16 protein-coding genes are annotated in these 19,864 nt (G+C 66.5%); 10 read left to right on the forward strand and 6 right to left on the reverse strand.

Annotated features, from left to right (window positions below; genetic code table 11):
• Positions 1-126 precede the first annotated feature (126 nt).
• Both rpsA and coaE read left to right on the forward strand, forming a co-directional pair.
• Entirely contained in the window at positions 127-1,566 is a 1,440-nt protein-coding gene (gene rpsA / locus MJO54_RS10335; protein WP_046285750.1) for a 30S ribosomal protein S1, read from the forward strand.
• Positions 1,567-1,596: 30 nt separating this feature from the next.
• Positions 1,597-2,814, forward strand: a complete 1,218-nt coding sequence (coaE, locus tag MJO54_RS10340) for a dephospho-CoA kinase (RefSeq protein ID WP_105294371.1) — start codon at positions 1,597-1,599, stop codon at positions 2,812-2,814.
• A 17-nt stretch (positions 2,815-2,831) separates the two neighbouring features.
• Here coaE and MJO54_RS10345 read toward each other — a convergent pair whose 3' ends face one another.
• Positions 2,832-3,257, reverse strand: a complete 426-nt coding sequence (locus tag MJO54_RS10345; RefSeq protein WP_046285748.1) for a hypothetical protein — start codon at positions 3,255-3,257, stop codon at positions 2,832-2,834.
• A gap of 93 nt (positions 3,258-3,350) precedes the next feature.
• Between MJO54_RS10345 and MJO54_RS10350 the strand changes: the two genes are divergently transcribed.
• The 3 genes from MJO54_RS10350 (at position 3,351) to MJO54_RS10360 (ending at position 7,345) form a co-directional block, all read left to right on the forward strand.
• Positions 3,351-3,989, forward strand: coding sequence for a TetR family transcriptional regulator (locus tag MJO54_RS10350; protein WP_240175874.1), 639 nt, complete (start codon positions 3,351-3,353; stop codon positions 3,987-3,989).
• A 72-nt stretch (positions 3,990-4,061) separates the two neighbouring features.
• Positions 4,062-4,451, forward strand: a complete 390-nt coding sequence (locus MJO54_RS10355) for an MmpS family transport accessory protein (RefSeq protein WP_240175964.1) — start codon at positions 4,062-4,064, stop codon at positions 4,449-4,451.
• The gene (locus tag MJO54_RS10360; protein ID WP_240175875.1) at positions 4,448-7,345 is read left to right on the forward strand and encodes an MMPL/RND family transporter; all 2,898 of its coding nucleotides are present in this window, start codon (positions 4,448-4,450) and stop codon (positions 7,343-7,345) included. The genes MJO54_RS10355 and MJO54_RS10360 overlap by 4 nt, the downstream gene beginning before the upstream one ends.
• Here the strand turns inward: MJO54_RS10360 and MJO54_RS10365 are convergent.
• On the reverse strand, positions 7,317-7,856 hold the full coding sequence (locus MJO54_RS10365; RefSeq protein WP_046285746.1) for a ribonuclease FAU-1 family protein: 540 nt from the start codon (positions 7,854-7,856) through the stop codon (positions 7,317-7,319). The genes MJO54_RS10360 and MJO54_RS10365 overlap by 29 nt on opposite strands.
• 103 nt (positions 7,857-7,959) lie before the next feature.
• On the opposite strand from MJO54_RS10365, the gene uvrB reads away from it, so the two are divergent.
• Complete coding sequence (uvrB, locus tag MJO54_RS10370; protein WP_046285745.1) at positions 7,960-10,140, forward strand: excinuclease ABC subunit UvrB; 2,181 nt, start codon at positions 7,960-7,962, stop codon at positions 10,138-10,140.
• 68 nt (positions 10,141-10,208) lie between these two features.
• Entirely contained in the window at positions 10,209-11,639 is a 1,431-nt protein-coding gene (locus MJO54_RS10375) for an MFS transporter (RefSeq protein WP_046285755.1), read from the forward strand.
• Here the strand turns inward: MJO54_RS10375 and arsB are convergent.
• A complete protein-coding gene (gene arsB / locus MJO54_RS10380) occupies positions 11,591-13,093 on the reverse strand; it encodes an ACR3 family arsenite efflux transporter (protein ID WP_046285754.1) in 1,503 nt (500 codons plus the stop codon). The genes MJO54_RS10375 and arsB overlap by 49 nt on opposite strands.
• Positions 13,093-13,488, reverse strand: a complete 396-nt coding sequence (locus MJO54_RS10385) for an ArsI/CadI family heavy metal resistance metalloenzyme (RefSeq protein WP_046285744.1) — start codon at positions 13,486-13,488, stop codon at positions 13,093-13,095. Before MJO54_RS10385 ends, arsB begins: the two co-directional genes overlap by 1 nt.
• A gap of 101 nt (positions 13,489-13,589) precedes the next feature.
• Here MJO54_RS10385 and MJO54_RS10390 point away from each other — a divergent pair, with 101 nt between their 5' ends.
• Positions 13,590-13,949, forward strand: coding sequence for an Rv2640c family ArsR-like transcriptional regulator (locus MJO54_RS10390; RefSeq protein WP_046285743.1), 360 nt, complete (start codon positions 13,590-13,592; stop codon positions 13,947-13,949).
• Here MJO54_RS10390 and MJO54_RS10395 read toward each other — a convergent pair.
• Positions 13,946-15,514, reverse strand: a complete 1,569-nt coding sequence (locus MJO54_RS10395) for a glycosyltransferase family 39 protein (RefSeq protein WP_240175876.1) — start codon at positions 15,512-15,514, stop codon at positions 13,946-13,948. The genes MJO54_RS10390 and MJO54_RS10395 overlap by 4 nt on opposite strands.
• 235 nt (positions 15,515-15,749) lie before the next feature.
• Here MJO54_RS10395 and MJO54_RS10400 point away from each other — a divergent pair, with 235 nt between their 5' ends.
• Positions 15,750-16,196 carry a universal stress protein gene (locus MJO54_RS10400; protein ID WP_240175877.1) on the forward strand — a complete coding sequence of 149 codons (447 nt, stop codon included), beginning with the start codon at positions 15,750-15,752 and terminating at the stop codon, positions 16,194-16,196.
• Positions 16,197-16,208: 12 nt separating this feature from the next.
• Here MJO54_RS10400 and MJO54_RS10405 read toward each other — a convergent pair whose 3' ends face one another.
• Positions 16,209-16,895, reverse strand: a complete 687-nt coding sequence (locus MJO54_RS10405) for an MBL fold metallo-hydrolase (protein WP_240175878.1) — start codon at positions 16,893-16,895, stop codon at positions 16,209-16,211.
• Between the two features lie 57 nt (positions 16,896-16,952).
• On the opposite strand from MJO54_RS10405, the gene uvrA reads away from it, so the two are divergent.
• A complete protein-coding gene (gene uvrA, locus MJO54_RS10410) occupies positions 16,953-19,859 on the forward strand; it encodes an excinuclease ABC subunit UvrA (protein ID WP_240175879.1) in 2,907 nt (968 codons plus the stop codon).
• Positions 19,860-19,864: the final 5 nt, after the last annotated feature.

Consider the following 19,864-nt stretch of genomic DNA (forward strand, 5'->3'; position numbering starts at 1 on the left):
GCGTCGAGTAGCCTCAACAGGTAGTCCTCGACTAGTCCTAGACCAGATCGCGGGCGACCGCATGCGCAGCATGCGTGATAACACCTGAGTCCCTACTACGCCAAAATGTCCGGAGCAACCCAACACATGCCAAGTCCCACCGTCACCTCGCCGCAAGTAGCCGTCAACGACATCGGCTCGGCCGAGGACTTTCTCGCCGCCATCGACAAAACGATCAAGTACTTCAACGATGGCGACATCGTCGAGGGGACGATCGTCAAGGTTGACCGGGACGAGGTCCTGCTCGACATCGGTTACAAGACCGAAGGGGTCATCCCCTCCCGCGAACTGTCCATCAAGCACGACGTCGACCCCCACGAGGTGGTGTCCGTCGGTGATGAGGTCGAGGCCCTGGTCCTGACCAAAGAGGACAAAGAGGGTCGTCTGATCCTGTCCAAGAAGCGCGCCCAGTACGAGCGCGCCTGGGGCACGATCGAAGAGCTCAAGGAGAAGGACGAGGCCGTCAAGGGCACCGTCATCGAGGTCGTCAAGGGCGGCCTGATCCTCGACATCGGCCTGCGCGGCTTCCTGCCGGCCTCGCTGGTGGAGATGCGCCGGGTCCGCGACCTGCAGCCCTACATCGGCAAAGAGATCGAAGCCAAGATCATCGAGCTGGACAAGAACCGCAACAACGTGGTGCTGTCCCGTCGTGCCTGGCTGGAGCAGACCCAGTCCGAGGTGCGCAGCGAGTTCCTCAACCAGCTGCAGAAGGGCGCCGTCCGCAAGGGTGTCGTCTCCTCGATCGTCAACTTCGGCGCGTTCGTCGACCTGGGCGGTGTGGACGGCCTGGTGCACGTCTCCGAGCTGTCCTGGAAGCACATCGACCACCCGTCCGAGGTTGTTCAGGTGGGCGACGAGGTCACCGTCGAGGTGCTCGACGTCGACATGGACCGCGAGCGGGTTTCGCTGTCGCTCAAGGCCACTCAGGAAGACCCGTGGCGCCACTTCGCCCGCACCCACGCGATCGGTCAGATCGTCCCGGGCAAGGTCACCAAGCTGGTGCCGTTCGGTGCGTTCGTCCGCGTCGAGGAGGGCATCGAGGGTCTGGTGCACATCTCCGAGCTGGCTGAGCACCACGTCGAGGTCCCGGACCAGGTTGTTGCCGTCGGCGACGACGCCATGGTCAAGGTCATCGACATCGACCTGGACCGCCGCCGGATCTCGCTGAGCCTCAAGCAGGCCAACGAGGACTACACCGAGGAGTTCGACCCCTCGAAGTACGGCATGGCCGACAGCTACGACGAGCAGGGCAACTACATCTTCCCCGAGGGCTTCGACGCCGAGACCAACGAGTGGATCGAAGGTTTCGACAAGCAGCGCACCGAGTGGGAGGCCCGCTACGCCGAGGCCGAGCGTCGTCACAAGATGCACACCGCGCAGATGGAGAAGTTCGCCGCTGCCGAGCACGCCGAGCCGCGCTCGGGTGCCAACGGTTCGCACCGCGACGAGGCTCCGGCCGGCGGTTCGCTGGCCAGCGACGAGCAGCTCGCCGCACTGCGGGAGAAGCTCGCCGGTAACAGCGCTTAAGTCGCGCCCAAGCGTGCTGAAGGGGCGCAGATGCTGCGTATCGGTCTGACCGGCGGTATCGGCGCCGGTAAGTCGACGGTGTCGGCTACCTTCAGCCGCCACGGCGGCGTCATCGTTGACGGTGACGTCATCGCCCGTGAAGTCGTGGAGCCCGGTACCGAAGGCCTCGCCAAATTGGTCGAGGCCTTCGGGCCGGGCATCCTGCTTCCGGACGGAGCTTTGGACCGTCCGGCGCTGGCCGCGATCGCGTTCAGTGACGACGACAAGCGGGCCACCCTCAACGGCATCGTGCATCCGCTGGTGGCGCAACGCCGTTCGGAGCTGATCGCCGCAGCCGGCACGGATGCCGTGATCGTCGAGGACATTCCGCTGCTGGTCGAGTCGCAGATGGCCCCGCTTTTCCCGCTGGTGGTCGTGGTGCACGCCGAGGTAGAGACTCGGGTGGCCCGGCTGACCGAGATCCGCGGCATGTCGGAGGACGACGCGCGGGCCCGGATTGCCGCGCAGGCCACCGAGCCGCAGCGGCGCGACGTCGCCGACGTCTGGCTGGACAACTCCGGCAGCCCGGAAGATTTGGCCGCCAAAGCACTTGAGTTGTGGGAGCAGCGCATCCTGCCGTTCGCACACAACCTCACCACCCGACAGACGGTGCCGTCCCCGACACAGCTGATGCCGGCCGACCCGACCTGGCCGGATCAGGCGCAGCGCATCTTGGCCCGGCTGCGCACCACCTGTGGTCACCGGGCGCTCCGCGTCGATCACATCGGATCCACCGCGGTTGCCGGACTGGACGCCAAAGACGTCATCGACGTGCAGGTCACGGTCGAATCCCTGGCGGTGGCCGACGAACTGGCCGAGGCATTGCTGGCCGCCGGATACCCACGGCGCGAAGCGATCACCGCCGACAACGGCAAGCCCGACGCCCGCAGCACCGTCGCGGAGTTCGATCACACCGATGACCCGGCCTTGTGGCAGAAGCGGTTTCACGCCTCTGCCGACCCGGGTCGGGCCACCAATGTGCACATCCGGGTCGCGGGCTGGCCCAATCAGCAGTTCGCCCTGCTGTTTCCGGCCTGGCTGTCCGCCGACGCCGAGGCTCGGGCCGACTATCTGGCGATCAAGCGCGAGGCCGAACGCGCGGCGGTCGACGGCGACATCGACGCGTACTGCGACGTCAAGGAACCGTGGTTCGACACCGCCTACCGGCGGGCGTGGGCCTGGGCCGACGACACCGGGTGGCGGCCCTAGAAGGGTTTACCGGCGCCCTAGGCCATGCTGCTGATCAGCGCGCCGCACAGCATCGCGCCGGTGTGGGGGTCGTTGGTGTTGCCCCAGGTGTTGACGAAGCGCTCGCTCTTGACCGTGGTGACGTCGTCGACCTTGATCTCGCAATGCACGGTCGCGGTGGTCGGGAAGCGCAGCCGGATCACCATGCCGGCCTTGCTGGGGTCGCTCATCACGGTGTTGGCCTCGAACGGGGTTCCGAACGCATCCAGGTCCGCGCTGGAGGTCTCGGTGTCGTTGCGCATGAACGTGACCACGTTGCCGCTGGACCAGGCGTCGACCTTCGCGATGTAGGTGACATTGTGCAGCTCGTCTTCGGCGGCGGCCGGCGCTGGGATCAGCTGACCACACCCCAGCACGGCTGCGGTGGTGGCAACGACGACACCGATTCGCAGTTTGGCGTTCATATCAGCGGAGTTTAGCGCGGTCGGGGCAATGGCCCTCGGGCATAGTGCGCGTCACAGTCCGTGCGCCGGAGAGATCGGAATCACAAAATTTGCATGGCGCGCAAAGTTTGCATTGTGTGCAATGATTTCCGGGTGGATGCGCCGCAGGTCAGCTCGCTGAGAGAACGCCGGCGGCGCGAAACCGAGGCGGCCATCCACCGCGCGGCGGTCGAGTTGATCGCCGAGCAGGGCTACGACGCGGTGACCGTCCCGATGATCAGCGAGCGGGCCGGCGTCTGTGTACGCACCTTCTTCAACTATTTCCCGAACAAGGAAACGTCGGTGGTGCTGCCGTTTCCGCCGTTCGACCCGGCGCTCAGCGCCGTGGTGCGGAGTGGTCCGGGCGCAGAACGTCTGATGGCCGACGTGGCCGAACTGGTGATCAATCACATCGAGGTCCATACCTCGAACTCGGTGGGCCTCGCGACGCTGCTGCGGATGATCTGCGAGATCCCGGAGCTGCTCCGGTTACACACCGCCGAATTGGCCGAGCTGGAAACGCAGCTCGTCGAGCTGATCGCCCAGCGACTCCAGTTGCCCAGCGACGATCGGCGCGTCGAAGTCGTCGCCAGCGCGGTGATGGCGACGGCGAACACCGGCATCCAGCGCTGGTCGCGCGACCCGGAGGCCGGCTCGTTGTCGGACGAGGTCCGGCGCTGTGTGAGCTTGCTGGAACCCCTGCAACACCTTTAGAGCCCCCTGGGCCAACCGCGAAAGCGAAAGGGAAAGAACATTTTTGACTTCGTGAAGCGCGCCTGGATTCCGATGGTCGTGGTCCTGGTGGGCACGCTGGCAGCTTTTGCGGGTTTTCGTATCCATGCGGTGATGGCGCCCAAACCCGCGTCGACCGCCTTCATCGACGAGTCCAGACCCGTGATCCCCAAAGACGTCATCTACGAAGTGTTCGGACCCGAGGGGACGGTTGGCCAGGTGAACTACCTCGACGAGAACTCGCAGCCGCAGCGCGCCGATTTCACGACCTTGCCGTGGTCGTTCACGATCTCCACCAAGCTGACGTCCATCTTCGCCAACGTGGTCGCCCAGGGCGACAGCAGCTCGATCGGCTGCCGGATCACCGTCAACGGCGAGGTGCGCGACGAGCAGACGATCGACACCCATAACGCTCAGGTCTTCTGTCTGGTGAAGTCGGCATGAGCGACACCGACACCGTCACCCATTCCCGCGTCGCGCGGTTCATTCACCGCGTGCCGCTCCTGGTCGTGGTGGCGTGGCTGGCGCTCACCGTCGTCGTCAACGTCGTTGTGCCGCAGCTCGAAGAGGTCGGCAAGGCACATTCGGTGTCCTTGGCGGCCAAGGACGCCCAGTCCTACCAGGCGATCAAGAAGCAGGGCGCCAACTTCGAGCAGTTCGACTCCGACAGCATGGTGATGGTCCTGCTGGAGGGCGACGAACCGCTCGGCGAGCAGGCGCGCACCTACTACCACGGCTTGGTGGAGAAGCTGCGGGCCGACACCGAGCACGTCGAGTACGTGCAGGACTTCTGGGGTGACCGGATCACCGCCGGAGGCGCCCAGAGCATGGATGACAAGGCCGCCTACGTGCAGCTGAACCTGGTCGGCGACCAGGGCACCACCACCGGCAAGGAATCGGTGCAGTCGGTGCGCGACATCGTCGACGGCAGTTCGCCGCCGCCCGGCCTGCACGTCTATGTGACCGGTCAGGCCGCGCTGACGATGGACATGAACGACGCCGGCGACGAGAGCATGCTCAAGATGACGGCGATCACCTTCGTGGTGATCACGGTCATGCTGCTGCTGATCTACCGCTCGATCGCGACGGTGCTGCTGATCTTGTTCACCGTCTTCGTCGAGCTGGGAGCGGCGCGCGGGATCGTGGCCGTTCTGGGCCACTTCGAGATCATGGGGCTGTCCACGTTCGCGGTGAGCCTGTTGACTTCGCTGGCGATCGCGGCCGGTACCGACTACGCGATCTTCTTCATCGGCCGCTATCAGGAGGCCAGGGCGGCGGGCCAAGACCGCATCACCGCGTACTTCACCACCTACCACAGTGTTTCGCATGTGGTGCTGGGCTCGGGTCTGACGATTGCCGGCGCCACGTTCTGCCTGAAGTTCACCCGGCTGCCGTACTTCGCATCCATGGGTGTGCCGTGTGCGGTCGGCATGCTGGTCGTGGTTGCCGCGGCAATGACGATCACCCCCGCGGTTCTGTTGCTGGGCACTCGATTCGGCCTGCTGGAGTCCAAGCGGAAACTCTCGGCGCGGGGCTGGCGCCGGATCGGGACCGCGATCGTGCGGTGGCCCGGGCCGATCTTCGTGGTGACCATGATCGTCGCCCTGATCGGGATCGGCGTGCTGCCGTCGTACTCCGTGAACTACAACGACCAGTACTACATCCCCAAGAGCCTGCCGTCGATTCAGGGCTACGAGGCGTCGTATCGACACTTCTCCAAGGCCCGGATGAACCCCGACATCGTGCTCGTCGAGACCGACCAGGACCTGCGGACGCCGGGCAACATGCTGGTACTGGATCGGATCGCGAAGAACATCTTCCGCCTCGACGGAATCGACAAGGTACAGAGCATCACTCGGCCGCTGGGGGCGCCGATCGACCACAGCTCGGTGCCGTTTCAGCTGAGCATGCAGTCGGTGCCCATCACCGAGAACCTCGACTACCTCAAGGGCCGGATGGCCGACATGCTGCACATGACCGATCAACTCGGTTCGATGATCGAGATCATGGAGCGCATGCACGCTCTGATGTCGGAGCAGGCCGGAGTCACCCACGACATGGTGGGCCACACCACCGAGATGAAGCAGGTCACCGATGAAATGCGGGACCACATGGCTGATTTCGACGACTTCTGGCGTCCGATGCGCAACTACTTCTACTGGGAGCCGCACTGCTCGGGTATCCCGATGTGCTGGTCATTGCGGTCGATCTTCGACGGGCTCGACGGTGTCGACAATCTCAGCGACAAGATGACGGCGATGCTGGGCGACCTGGAGCACATGGACACCCTGATGCCGCAGATGGTGTCGCAGCTGCCGCCGATGATCGCCATTTCCAAGGACATCCGCGAAACGATGCTGACGATGTACAGCACTTTCAACGGGATGATCAACCAGATGGCGCGGATGACCGACACCGCGACCGTCATGGGGCAGGCCTTCGACGCGGCGAAGAACGACGACTTCTTCTATCTGCCGCCGGAAGCCTTCGACAACGCCGACTTCCAGAAGGGCCTCAAGTTGATGGTCTCGCCGGACGGGAAGTCCGCGCAGATCATCGTCACCCACGAGGGCGACCCGGCCGGCAACGCGGCGCTTTCCAAGACCGAGGAGGAGCTGACCGCGGCCAAGGCGGCGATCAAGGGCACTCCGCTGCAGGGAGCCCGGGTCTACATCGGCGGCACGGCGCCGACCTATCACGACATCGGCGAGTTCTTGCGATACGACATGATGCTGGCGGTGATGGCATCGCTGTGCCTGATCATGATCATCATGCTGGTGCTGACCCGCAGCCTCGTCGCGGCCGCGGTGATCGTCGGAACGATCGCAGTCTCCCTGGGCTCGTCGTTCGGGCTGTCGGTCCTGATCTGGCAACACATCCTCGGCCTGCAGCTGCACTGGTTCGTGCTGCCGTTCACCGTGATCATCCTGTTGGCGGTGGGATCGGACTACAACCTGCTACTGGTGTCCCGCTTCAAGGAAGAACTCGGCGCCGGGATGAATACCGCGATCATCCGCGGCGTCGGGGGATCGGGCAGCGTGGCCACCCAGGCGGGTCTGGTGTTCGCGTTCACCATGGGCGCAATGATCAGCAGTGACCTGGTCTCGATCGGACAGTCCGGGACCGCGATCTGCCTGGGCCTGCTGTTCGACACCTTCATCATCCGGGCGTTCATGACGCCGTCGATCGCGGCGCTGCTGGGCCGCTGGTTCTGGTGGCCGATCAAGGTGCTGCCCACCTCGTCGCTCACCCGCAATCGGCCGGCCGTGACCGGCCGCGGGGCCGGCCCCGCGGCCGACGACCCGGCGACTACCGAGATCCCGGTGGTGACCCCCTAAGCCCGTCGCTGACCGGCCAGGTCACCGGCATGCCCTGGCCGGCCAGCCATCGGTGCAGGTCGTAGCCGTGGCGGGCCAGGCCGTCGACGGCGGCCACCGCGCGTAGCACCGCGTGTTCGGCGTCGTGCTGACTCAGCAGGCCCTCGGCGACGGCGGCCATCAGCTCGTCGGTGTCGGCGAGCTCGACGCCGGATGCGGTGCGGACCACCAGATCCAGGTAGTGGTCCCGGGAGTGCCAGCGTTCCGGTCCGGCGGTGTACTCGCCGACGTCGAGGTAGAAGTCCTGGTCGCGTTCATAACCGGGGCTGAAATGGAAGACGGTCGCACGCAGACCCAGCGACGGCAGCAGCCAGGACTCCAGGTAGTGGAATTGGGCCCGGCCCGGGGTGGGGCGGGCCAGGTAGAGGCCCCACGGGTGCACCGTGTAGACGTCGACGGCGCGCACCACCCCTTTCGGGTCGGTGTTGGTGTAGCCGCGCAGGTCGAAGGTCTCTTCCTTGGGTGGATGCACCGCTGGCCGCCTCTCGCAGTCGGAGGCCCAGCCTATTGCCCGGCTCCTCCTCATCGCGCTGGCGCGCTCTGCATTGTCGCCGGGCGGGCCTACTCTGGCTTTCGTGGCCTTCGCAACCGAACACCCTATCGTCGCGCATTCGGAGTACCGGCCCGCCGCAGACGCCGTGGAAGGCATCGTCCGCGCCGGCGGCCGGTTCGATGTCGTCAGCGAGTTCCAGCCGGCCGGTGACCAGCCGGCCGCCATTGCCGACCTGGAACGTCGTATCACCTCGGGGGAGAAGGACGTGGTGCTGCTGGGCGCCACCGGCACCGGCAAATCGGCCACCGCGGCCTGGCTGATCGAGCGGCTGCAGCGTCCCACCCTGCTGATGGCGCCCAACAAGACGCTGGCTGCGCAGCTCGCTAACGAGCTACGAGAGATGTTGCCGCACAACGCTGTCGAGTACTTCGTCTCGTACTACGACTACTACCAGCCGGAGGCCTATATCGCGCAGACCGACACCTACATCGAGAAGGACAGCTCGATCAACGACGACGTCGAGCGGCTGCGCCACTCGGCGACCTCCAGCCTGCTGTCCCGGCGTGACGTGGTGGTGGTCGCCTCGGTGTCCTGCATCTACGGCCTGGGCACCCCGCAGTCCTACCTGGACCGCTCGGTGGAGCTGCAGGTCGGTGCGGAGGTGCCGCGCGACGGCCTGCTGCGGCTGCTGGTCGACGTGCAGTACACCCGCAACGACATGGCGTTCACCCGGGGCTCCTTTCGGGTGCGCGGCGACACCGTCGAGATCATCCCCTCCTACGAGGAGCTGGCGGTCCGCATCGAGTACTTCGGCGACGAGATCGAGGCGCTGTACTACCTGCATCCGCTCACCGGAGACGTGGTGCGCAAGGTCGATTCGCTGCGCATCTTCCCGGCCACCCACTACGTCGCCGGCCCGGAACGGATGTCGCAGGCCATCTCCACCATCGAGGAGGAGCTGGCCGGCCGGCTCGAAGAACTGGAGAACCACGGCAAACTGCTGGAGGCCCAGCGGCTGCGGATGCGCACCAACTACGACATCGAGATGATGCGCCAGGTCGGCTTCTGTTCGGGCATCGAGAACTATTCGCGCCACATCGACGGTCGCGGCGCCGGCACGCCCCCGGCCACCCTGCTCGATTACTTCCCCGAGGACTTCCTGCTCATCATCGACGAGTCGCACGTCACCGTGCCGCAGATCGGCGGCATGTACGAGGGCGACATGTCGCGCAAGCGCAACCTGGTGGAGTTCGGGTTCCGGTTACCGTCGGCGTGCGACAACCGGCCGCTGACCTGGGAGGAGTTCGCCGACCGGATCGGCCAGACGGTCTACATGTCGGCCACCCCGGGCCCCTATGAGCTCAGCCAGGCCGGCGGCGAGTTCGTCGAGCAGGTGATCCGCCCGACGGGCCTGGTGGACCCCAAGGTCGTGGTGAAACCGACCAAGGGCCAGATCGACGACCTGATCGCCGAGATCCGGCAGCGCACCGAGGCCGACGAGCGGGTGCTGGTCACCACGCTCACCAAGAAGATGGCCGAAGACCTCACCGATTACCTGCTGGAGATGGGGATCCGGGTGCGCTACCTGCACTCCGAGGTCGACACGCTGCGCCGGGTGGAGCTGCTGCGGCAGCTGCGGCTCGGCGACTACGACGTGCTGATCGGCATCAACCTGCTCCGCGAGGGGCTGGACCTGCCGGAGGTTTCGCTGGTGTCGATCCTCGACGCCGACAAGGAGGGCTTCCTGCGCTCCACCCGCAGCCTGATCCAGACCATCGGCCGCGCCGCCCGCAACGTCTCCGGCGAAGTGCACATGTACGCCGACAAGATCACCGACTCGATGCGGGAGGCCATCGACGAGACCGAGCGTCGCCGGGCCAAGCAGGTCGCCTACAACGAGGCCAACGGCATCGACCCCCAGCCGCTGCGCAAGAAGATCGCCGACATCCTCGACCAGGTGTACCGGGAGGTGGAGGACACCGAGTCCATCGAGATCGCCGGGTCGGGCCGCAACTCCTCACGCGGGCGGCGCGCCCAGGGCGAGCCCGGCCGGGCCGGCCAATACGTTTCTGCCGGGGTCTTCGAAGGCCGCGACACCAGCAACATGCCACGGGCCGAACTGGCCGATCTGGTCAAGGACCTCACCGAGCAGATGATGAACGCGGCGCGTGATCTGCAGTTCGAGTTGGCGGCCCGGATCCGCGACGAGATCGCCGACCTCAAGAAGGAACTGCGGGGGATGGACGCGGCCGGCATCAAGTGACGCGCCAGGCGGGCGATCCATTTTCGCGTGTGATGGTGATCCGTGATTGACTGCAAGCGGTGGTGGAACTGACTGAAACAGTGGTGCATGACTCCGCTGTAAGCGCTGGCAGCTGGCGTGAGCTGCTCGGTAGGCGCTATCTAGGCACCGCGGCCGTGCTGGCCGGCGGTGTGGCGCTGTACGCCACCAACGAGTTCCTGACGATCAGCCTGCTGCCGAACACGATCAAGGACATCGGCGGTGAGCGGTTCTACGCCTGGGTGACCACCCTGTACCTGGTCGGATCGGTGATCGCCGCAGCCGCGGCCAACGCGGTGCTGGTCCGAGTGGGTTCCCGCTCGGCCTACCTGCTGGGCCTGCTGTCGTTCGGCCTGGGCACAGTGCTCTGTGCGCTGGCGCCCCAGATGGAGGTCCTGCTGGTCGGTCGCACCCTGCAGGGCATGGGCGGCGGCCTGTTGGCCGGGCTGGGGTGGGCGCTGATCAACGCCGTCCTGCCCAGCTGGCTGTGGACCCGGGCCTCGGGGCTGGTGTCCGCCATGTGGGGTGTCGGCACCCTGGTCGGGCCGGCGGCCGGCGGCCTCTTCGCCCAGTTCGGCATCTGGCGGTGGGCGTTCGGCCTCATGGCGATACTGACGGTCGCGATGGGCGTGGCGGTCAGTGTGGTGCTGCCGGCCGGGAGTACCGGGCACCGCGGCGAGTCGGTGAAGTTCCCGGTGCGGTCGCTGCTGTTGCTGGGCGGCGCCGCGTTGGCGGTCAGTGTCGCGCAGTTGCCGCGCAGCCTGATCGGTGCGATGGGGCTGTTGCTGGTCGGTGGGGCCCTGCTGGTCGTGTTTCTGGTGGTGGACCGGCGTTCGTCGTCGGCGGTACTGCCGTCCAGCGCGTTCCAGCCTGGCCGGGAGAAGTGGATCTACCTGACGTTGGGCCTGCTGATGGCCACCACGAAAGCCAACCTGTACATCCCGCTGCTCGGGCAGCGGCTGGCCCACCTGCCGCCGGTGATGGCCGGCTTCCTGGGCGCCGCGCTGTCGACCGGTTGGACGTTCAGCGAGATCGCCAGCGCGTCGGTGAGCAAGGTGCGGGTGGTCATCGGCCTGGTGATCAGCGCGCCGCTGGTGATGTCGGGGGGTTTGGCGGTGGTCGCGTTCGCCCGGATGAGCCATTACAACCCGACCGCGGTCGGCGCGATCTGGGCGCTGGCACTGCTGGTCGTGGGCATCGGCGTCGGCGCCGGCTGGCCGCACCTGTCGGCGTGGGCGATGAGCTGCGTCGACGACCCGGCCGAGGGTGGAACCGCCGCCGCCGCCGTCAACACCGTCACGCTGATCGGCGGGGCGTTCGGCGCGGGCATCGCCGGCCTGGTGGTCAACACCGCGATGAGCGCCGGCCAGCCCGCGGCACGCTGGCTGTTCGCGATCTTCGCCGTGCTCGCCGCAATGGGATTCGTGGTCGCTTATCGGGCCAGCCGGGGTGCCGGCGAACTCGTCGGAGGCACCGCCTGACGCGGTGCGCCACCTGGCAAGAGTTCGGCGATGAGCGCGGTGACATGGTTGGTTATGTCGTCACGGATGGCGCGGACGGCGTCGAGGGGCTGATCGGCCGGATCATCGAGTTTCCAGTCGCGGTAGGACACGCCCGGGAAGTGGGGACAGGTGTCGCCGCAGCCCATGGTGATGACGACGTCGCTGGACGCGACGGCGTCTGCGGTGAGGACCTTGGGTGTGCTGGCGGTGAGGTCGATGCCGATTTCGGCCATGGCAGCAACGGCGCGGGGGTTGATCTGGGCGGCGGGTTGAGTGCCGGCCGAGCGCACCTCAACGCGGTCACCGGCAAGGTGGTGCAGCAGTGCTGCGGCCATCTGCGACCGGCCGGCGTTGTGCACGCAGACGAACAGCACACTCGGTTTGGTGGGTGCGGTGAAGCGGTTCCGAAGAGCCAGCGACGCATAGACCAGACCCACCAGGACCGGCACTTCGATCAGCGGCCCGACCACCCCGGCCAGGGCCTGCCCGCTGGCGGCGCCCCAGGTGGCGATCGCCACGGCGATCGCGAGTTCGAAATTGTTGCCGGCGGCGGTGAACGCCAAGGTGGTGGTGCGTGCATAGCCCAGGCCGAGCGCGGCCCCGACTACGTAGCCGCCGCCCCACATGATCGCGAAGTAGGCCAGCAGTGGAATCGCGATACGGACCACGTCAACGGGCTGGTGAGTGATCTGATCGCCTTGCAGTGCGAAGAGGATGACGATCGTGAAGAGCAGCCCGTACAGCGCCCAAGGCCCGATTCGCGGCAGAAACCGGCTCTCATACCAGCTACGACCCTTGGTGCGTTCGGCTACCCGGCGGCTCAGGTAGCCGGCGGCCAGCGGGATGCCCAGGAAGATGGTCACAGACTTGGCGATCTGCCAGGTAGAGACCTGGATGCTCGTTTGGGGCAGTCCGAGCCAGCCGGGGAGCACGGCCAGGTAGAACCAGCCCAGCACGGCGAACATGACGACTTGGAAGATCGAGTTGAGCGCAACGAGGACGGCGGCGGCTTCGCGGTCCCCGCAGGCTAGGTCGTTCCAGATGATCACCATGGCGATGCAGCGGGCCAACCCGACCACGATGAGCCCGGTGCGGTATTCGGGCAGATCGGCCAGCAGCAGCCACGCCAGGGCGAACATCACCGCCGGACCGAGGACCCAGTTGAGCAGCAGCGAGCTGAGCAGCAGGCGACGATCAGAGGTGACGGTGTCGAGCCGGTCATAGCGGACCTTAGCCAGCACCGGATACATCATGATCAGCAGTCCGGCGGCGATCGGTAGTGAGATCCCGTCGATCTGCACCGCACTGAGACCGTCACCCAGACCCGGGATCATCCGTCCCAGGGTCAGGCCGGCGGCCATGGCCAGGCCTATCCAGACCGGCAGGAGTCGGTCCAGGGTGGACAGTCTTGTAGATGTTGCGCCGTCGCCCATCAGCAGCACTCTGCCGGCGCTGCGGCGGACTCGGTATCGCCGAGCTTGGTGTAGACCTCCCAGCGTTCTTCGTCGGGGCCGCTGACCCAGACCTTGTCCTGGGTGGCGTAGCAGCAGGTGGTGCCCAGTTCCTCGTCGGTCAACAGGCCCGCTTTGCCGAGCCGGGCGATCTCGGAGTGGACGATCTCGCTCGAGGCCACCTCGACGCCGAGGTGGTTCAGCGTCCCGCCGTGGCCCGGGTTCTCCAGCAGTACCAGCTTCAGCGGCGGGTCGGCGATCGCGAAATTGGCGTAGCCGGGCTTGACCTTGGCCGGCTCGGTGGCGAACAGCGTGGAATAGAACGCGATTGCGGCGTCGAGGTCATCGACGTTGAGCGCGAGTTGGATGCGGGACATGGCAGTCACCTCCAGCTGTGAGACATATGTCGAACTAACGATCTGGCGTCAGCATGCCCACCTTTTCGATATATGTCAATGAAATGTGTCAGGATGGATCCATGCCGAAAGCGTTGCCGGTGATCGACACGACCGCGCCGGTGTGTTGCGCCCCGGTGGCCTCCGGGCCCATGAATGACGCCGACGCATTGCAGATCGCGTTGCGACTCAAAGCGCTGGCGGATCCGGTGCGGGTCAAGATCGTGTCGCATCTGTTCAGCTCGACCGCCGGAGAGGAGAATTCCGGCGACCTGGCCGCGGTCCTGGGCTTGAGCGAATCCACCGTCAGCCACCACCTGAGCCAGCTGCGCAAGGCCGGTTTGGTGGTGTCGGATCGGCGGGGGATGAACATGTTCCACCGGGTGCGTCCGGATGCCTTGCAAGCCTTGTGCGCGGCACTGGATCCCAACTGCTGTACCTAGGTTGTTCGGCGGGTCGCCTTGATGACCTGAGCGAAGGTGAACTGCCAGCGTTCGACGACGTAGAAGCGCAGCGCGTGCAGCATCCGGCCGTCGGGTGTGCGGGCGAACCGGGTGCCCGCCGGTAGCGCTGCGGCCGCCTGATGGAGTGGCAGGCTGCGGTCGTGATCGGTGATCGCCCAGATCGTCGGGCATCGGTCGAACTGGTCCTTCAATGCCCCCACCCCGAGGTGCCCGTCCCAGAGCCGCCCCAGGGTTTGGCGGTGTGGTCCCAGGCCGGGGTCGGTCAGCTTCGCGAACGCCTCGGGGCGCGCGGCGGTCAGCGCCCGGATCGGGCCGGGTAGCCACCTGGTGGTGTTGTCGATCAGCAGGCAGTCCCCGGGTTGGGCGTGCGCGACGATCACGTCGGCGACCGCGCTGTAGTCCCAGCCCTTCTCTTTGGTATAGCGATCACGTTGATTGGCAACGTAATTGGGCAACGCTGCGATCGCCAACAGTGCGACGACGCCGATCACCACGCGGCGCGAAGTGGCGAGTGTGGTGACCGCGATCGCCAGGGCGATCGCCATCGCCGGAGCCGTACTGATCAAATACCGCGGGTAGTAAACAGGTTTCACCACCAGTGAATAGGCCAGCGTGGCCACGGTCGGGATGAGTATCCAGGCCACGCACAGCGCCGCGAGCCGTCGGGTATCGGCATCGGGGGACCGGCGGGCGCCGTTTCGAACGGCGACGATGGCGCCCGCGAGCATCAGCCACGCCAGGATCGCGAACGGCGCACTGTTGTCGAAGTACTGCTGCTGGAGGATCTCGATGACGGTGTGCGGATTCAGCGACTGAATCCAGGCGACCTGGCGGATCTGCCCCTGGCTGAACCAGAGGAACGGGGCCAGCGCGGCCAGTCCGATACCGGCCGCCGCAGCCCATCTCCGCCTCGCGGAATCGTCGGCGCCCACCTGCCGCAGCGCCACCGCGTGTACCGCCACCATCAGCACGGTGAAGGTGTTCAGTAGTGTCGCCGCCACGACTGCCACGCCGTAGCCCACCCACAGTCGCACGGTGTTGCGCCGGGCCGCGGTCACCCACAGCACGGTGAGCCAGACCGCGGCCATCGCCGAGAACGCATACGGGCGCGCCTCGACCCCCGCCCATGTCATCCGCGGCAATATCGCGTAAAGCGCACCGGCGCACACCGATACCTGCCGGCCGGTGAACCTGCGGGACAGCACCACCACGCCGGCGGCCCCTAGTCCGACCGCCAGACTGCTCGGCACCCGGGCCCAGAATTCGGTCGCGGGAAAGACCGCGAACCAGCCATGCATGACCAGGTAGTACAGCCCGTGTACCGCGTCGATGTGAGTGAGCAATCGCCACAGTTCCGGAAGTGAGCGGTGCGTCGCCGCCGAGATGGTGGCTGCTTCGTCGAACCACAGCGACGGCCGGCTCGCGCCGATGACGCTGATCACCGTTGTCGCGACGGCGATTACGGCCGCATCCGGCGAGCGTGGTTGGCGCAGTGGCGGACCCGCCTCAGTATGCACCGGGGCCGGGCTCAATACCTGGCTCAACGGCGTGCGCTATCGGTGGCGGTGACGGTGATGACATTCCACGTTACCGTTGGACACGGCATGTCAGCTACGTCACGGGGCTTGCCAAATGGGGCTTTCTGGCCGGTCAGGCGGCTGGGCGCGCCGCGCCGCAAACGACATGTGACGCCAATCGCCCCCATCGGGGCCGTCGACGCGTTAATGTCGCCATGGCTTAATTTGCGAACACGCGACCAATGCACCGGGAGGGTTACCAATGAGCGGCTACAAGACCGTAGTGGTCGGTACGGACGGCTCGGACTCGTCGCTGCGCGCCGTCGACCGCGCGGCTCACCTGGCATCCGGTGAGGGCGCCAAGGTCATCATCGCGACCGCCTACCTGCCGCACGCCGACGACCCCCGCGCCGCCGACGCCCTCAAGGACGAGGGCTACAAGGCTTCGGGCAACGCCCCGATCTACGCCATCCTCAAGGAGGCCAAGGAGCGGGCGATCAACGCCGGGGCCTACGAGGTCGAGGAGAAGGCCATCGTCGGCGCTCCGGTCGACGCGCTGGTGGAGCTGGCGGAGTCGGTCAAGGCCGACCTGCTGGTGGTCGGCAACGTCGGCCTGAGCACCATCGCCGGGCGGCTGCTCGGTTCGGTGCCGGCCAACGTGTCACGGCGCTCCAAGATCGACGTGCTGATCGTTCACACCACCGGCTAGCCGGAGGGGAGTTCACCAACCCCGTTCGCGCCACTCCGCCAGGTGCGGGCGCTCGACCCCTAGGACGGTGTCATCGCCGTGCCCGGGGTAGACGACGGTGTCGTCGTCGAAGCGGTCGAACACCTTGCGGCTCACGTCACCCAGTAGGCGCTCGAAATCCCCTGGCTGCCAAGTCTTTCCAATGCCGCCGGGGAAAAGGCAGTCGCCGGTGAACAGCTGCGTCACGCCGCCGGTGGCCGCGCCGTCGAGGGCCAGCGCCACCGATCCCTCGGTGTGGCCCTGCAGGTGGATCACATCGAAGCTCAGGTCGCCGACGGTTACGGTGTCGCCGTCGGCCAGGATGCGATCGGGGGTGACCGGCAGCGGCTCGGCGTCCAGGGCGTGTGCGGCCGTCGGCGCCCCGGTGGCCTCGGCCAGCGCGGCCAGCGCCTGCCAGTGATCGAAGTGCTGGTGGCTGGTGACGATCAGCGCCACGTCCGGGGCGTGCTCGCGTACCAGTGCCACCAGGTTCTCGGCGTCGTTGGCCGCGTCGATCAGCAGCGTCTTGCCGGTTGTGGTGCAGGTCACCAGGTAAGCGTTGTTGTCCATCGGGCCCACCGACGCCTTGATGATGGTGGCCCCGGGCAGGGTGCGCCGCGCCGCGGTTCCGGGTTCGACGTGTCCGGTGTAGTTGTCGTCCACCGCGATCTGGGAGGTCATGACCGTCACGGTACTGGCCCTGAGCTGGTTGTCGGTAGCGCCACCTAGCATGGACCCGTGGCTGACCGGCTGATCGTCAAGGGTGCGCGGGAACACAACCTGCGCAGTGTGGATCTGGACCTGCCGCGTGACGCGTTGATCGTGTTCACGGGGCTGTCCGGTTCGGGTAAATCCTCGCTGGCCTTCGACACCATCTTCGCCGAGGGCCAGCGCCGCTATGTCGAATCCCTGTCGGCCTACGCCCGCCAGTTCCTGGGCCAGATGGAAAAGCCCGACGTCGACTTCATCGAGGGCCTGTCGCCGGCGGTGTCCATCGACCAGAAGTCCACCAACCGCAACCCGCGCTCGACGGTCGGCACCATCACCGAGGTCTATGACTACCTGCGGCTGCTCTACGCCCGCGCCGGCACCCCGCACTGCCCGGTCTGTGGCGAACGGATCGCCCGCCAGACCCCGCAGCAGATCGTCGACCAGGTGCTGGCCATGGACGAGGGCCTGCGGTTCCAGGTGCTGGCACCGGTGGTGCGCACCCGCAAGGGGGAGTTCGCCGATCTCTTCGAGAAGCTGAACACCCAGGGCTACAGCCGGGTGCGGGTGGACGGCGTGGTGCATTCACTGACCGATCCGCCCAAGCTCAAGAAGCAGGAGAAACACGACATCGAGGTGGTCGTCGACCGCCTCACTGTCAAGGAGTCGGCCAAACAGCGGCTCACCGACTCGGTGGAGACCGCGCTGGGCCTGGCCGACGGCATCGTGGTGCTGGAGTTTGTCGACCGGGACGATGATCACCCACACCGCGAGCAGCGGTTCTCCGAGAAGCTGGCCTGCCCCAACGGGCACGCGCTGTCGGTCGACGACCTGGAGCCGCGGTCGTTCTCGTTCAACTCGCCCTACGGGGCCTGCCCGGAGTGCGCGGGCCTGGGCATCCGCAAGGAGGTCGACGCCGACCTGGTGGTGCCCGACCCGGATCGCACCCTGGCCGAGGGCGCGGTGGTGCCCTGGTCGATGGGCCCCACCAGCGAGTACTTCACCCGGATGATGGCCAGCCTCGGTGAGGCGATGGGCTTCGACGTCGACACCCCGTGGCGCAAACTGCCGGCCAAGGCCCGCAAGGCGATCCTGGAGGGCTCCGACGAGCAGGTGCACGTGCGCTACCGCAACCGCTACGGCCGGACGCGCTCGTACTACACCGATTTCGAAGGTGTGATGGCGTTCCTGCAACGCAAGATGGAGCAGACCGAATCCGAGCAGATGAAGGAACGCTACGCCGGGTTCATGCGTGACGTGCCGTGCCCGGAGTGCGCCGGCACCCGGCTCAAGCCGGAGATCCTGGCGGTGACGCTGGCCGCGGGCGATTACGGCAGCAAATCCATTGCGCAGGTCAGTGAGCTGTCGATCGCGGACTGCGCGGACTTCCTCAACGCCCTGACCCTGGGCCCGCGCGAGCAGGCCATCGCCGGCCAGGTGCTCAAAGAGATCCAGTCCCGGCTGAGCTTCCTGCTCGACGTCGGACTGGAGTACTTGACGCTGTCTCGGGCCGCCGGAACCCTGTCCGGAGGTGAGGCGCAACGCATTCGGCTAGCCACCCAGATCGGGTCGGGCCTGGTCGGCGTGCTCTACGTGCTCGACGAGCCGTCGATCGGGCTGCATCAGCGTGACAACCGGCGACTGATCGAAACCCTGGTGCGGCTGCGCGATCTGGGCAACACCCTGATCGTCGTCGAGCACGACCTGGACACCATCGCGCACGCCGACTGGATCGTCGACATCGGCCCGGCGGCCGGCGAGCACGGCGGCAAGATCGTGCACAGCGGTCCCTACAGCGACCTGCTGGCCAACACCGACTCGATCACCGGCGCCTACCTGTCCGGCGCGAAAAGCATTGCGGTTCCGGAGAACCGCCGGCCGGTGGATGCCAAGCGTCAACTCGGGGTGGTCGGCGCGCGCGAGCACAACCTGTCCGGTGTCGACGTAGCGTTTCCGCTCGGCGTGCTCACCGCGGTCACCGGGGTGTCCGGCTCGGGCAAGTCGACCCTGGTCAACGACATTCTGGCGACGGTGCTCGCCAACAAACTCAACGGCGCCCGGCTGGTGCCCGGCCGGCACACCCGGATCACCGGACTCGATCACCTGGACAAGCTGGTGCGGGTGGACCAGTCACCGATCGGACGCACGCCGCGGTCCAACCCGGCCACCTACACCGGGGTGTTCGACAAGATCCGCACCCTGTTCGCGGCCACCACCGAAGCCAAGGTCCGCGGCTATCAGCCCGGCCGGTTCTCGTTCAACGTAAAGGGCGGCCGCTGCGAGGCGTGCACCGGCGACGGCACCATCAAGATCGAGATGAACTTCCTGCCGGATGTCTATGTGCCCTGCGAGGTCTGCCACGGTGCCCGCTACAACCGGGAGACCCTGGAGGTGCACTACAAGGGCAAGACCATCGCCGAAGTCCTGGACATGTCCATCGAGGAGGCCGCGGAGTTCTTCGAGCCGATCACCGGAATCCACCGCTACCTGCGCACCCTGGTCGACGTCGGGCTGGGATATGTGCGGCTGGGGCAGCCGGCGCCAACGCTGTCCGGGGGAGAGGCGCAGCGGGTGAAGCTGGCCTCCGAGCTTCAGAAGCGTTCCACCGGCCGGACGGTCTACATCCTCGACGAGCCCACCACCGGCCTGCATTTCGAGGACATCGCCAAACTGCTGGTCGTCATCAACGGTCTGGTCGACAAGGGAAACACGGTGATCGTCATCGAGCACAACCTGGACGTGATCAAGACCGCGGACTGGATTATCGACATGGGCCCCGAGGGTGGCTCCGGGGGTGGCACGGTGGTGGCCACCGGCACACCCGAGGACGTGGTGGCCGTGCCGGAGAGCTACACCGGCAAGTTCCTCGCCGAGATCCTGGACGCACCAGCCAAACCCGCCAAAGCCGTCAAACGGCGGCGTAAGGCCAGCGCGTAGGGTTC

This window comes from Mycolicibacter virginiensis (assembly GCF_022374935.2).
Taxonomy (GTDB): Bacteria; Actinomycetota; Actinomycetes; order Mycobacteriales; family Mycobacteriaceae; genus Mycobacterium; species Mycobacterium virginiense.

Coding starts and splice junctions, on each gene's coding strand:
- rpsA (WP_046285750.1), top strand. CDS start 127: ATGCCAAGTCCCACCGTCACCTCGCCGCAAGTAGCCGTCAACGACATC.
- coaE (WP_105294371.1), top strand. CDS start 1,597: ATGCTGCGTATCGGTCTGACCGGCGGTATCGGCGCCGGTAAGTCGACG.
- MJO54_RS10345 (WP_046285748.1), bottom strand. CDS start 3,257: ATGAACGCCAAACTGCGAATCGGTGTCGTCGTTGCCACCACCGCAGCC.
- MJO54_RS10350 (WP_240175874.1), top strand. CDS start 3,351: ATGGCGCGCAAAGTTTGCATTGTGTGCAATGATTTCCGGGTGGATGCG.
- MJO54_RS10355 (WP_240175964.1), top strand. CDS start 4,062: ATGGTCGTGGTCCTGGTGGGCACGCTGGCAGCTTTTGCGGGTTTTCGT.
- MJO54_RS10360 (WP_240175875.1), top strand. CDS start 4,448: ATGAGCGACACCGACACCGTCACCCATTCCCGCGTCGCGCGGTTCATT.
- arsB (WP_046285754.1), bottom strand. CDS start 13,093: ATGGGCGACGGCGCAACATCTACAAGACTGTCCACCCTGGACCGACTC.
- MJO54_RS10385 (WP_046285744.1), bottom strand. CDS start 13,488: ATGTCCCGCATCCAACTCGCGCTCAACGTCGATGACCTCGACGCCGCA.
- MJO54_RS10390 (WP_046285743.1), top strand. CDS start 13,590: ATGCCGAAAGCGTTGCCGGTGATCGACACGACCGCGCCGGTGTGTTGC.
- MJO54_RS10400 (WP_240175877.1), top strand. CDS start 15,750: ATGAGCGGCTACAAGACCGTAGTGGTCGGTACGGACGGCTCGGACTCG.
- MJO54_RS10405 (WP_240175878.1), bottom strand. CDS start 16,895: ATGACCTCCCAGATCGCGGTGGACGACAACTACACCGGACACGTCGAA.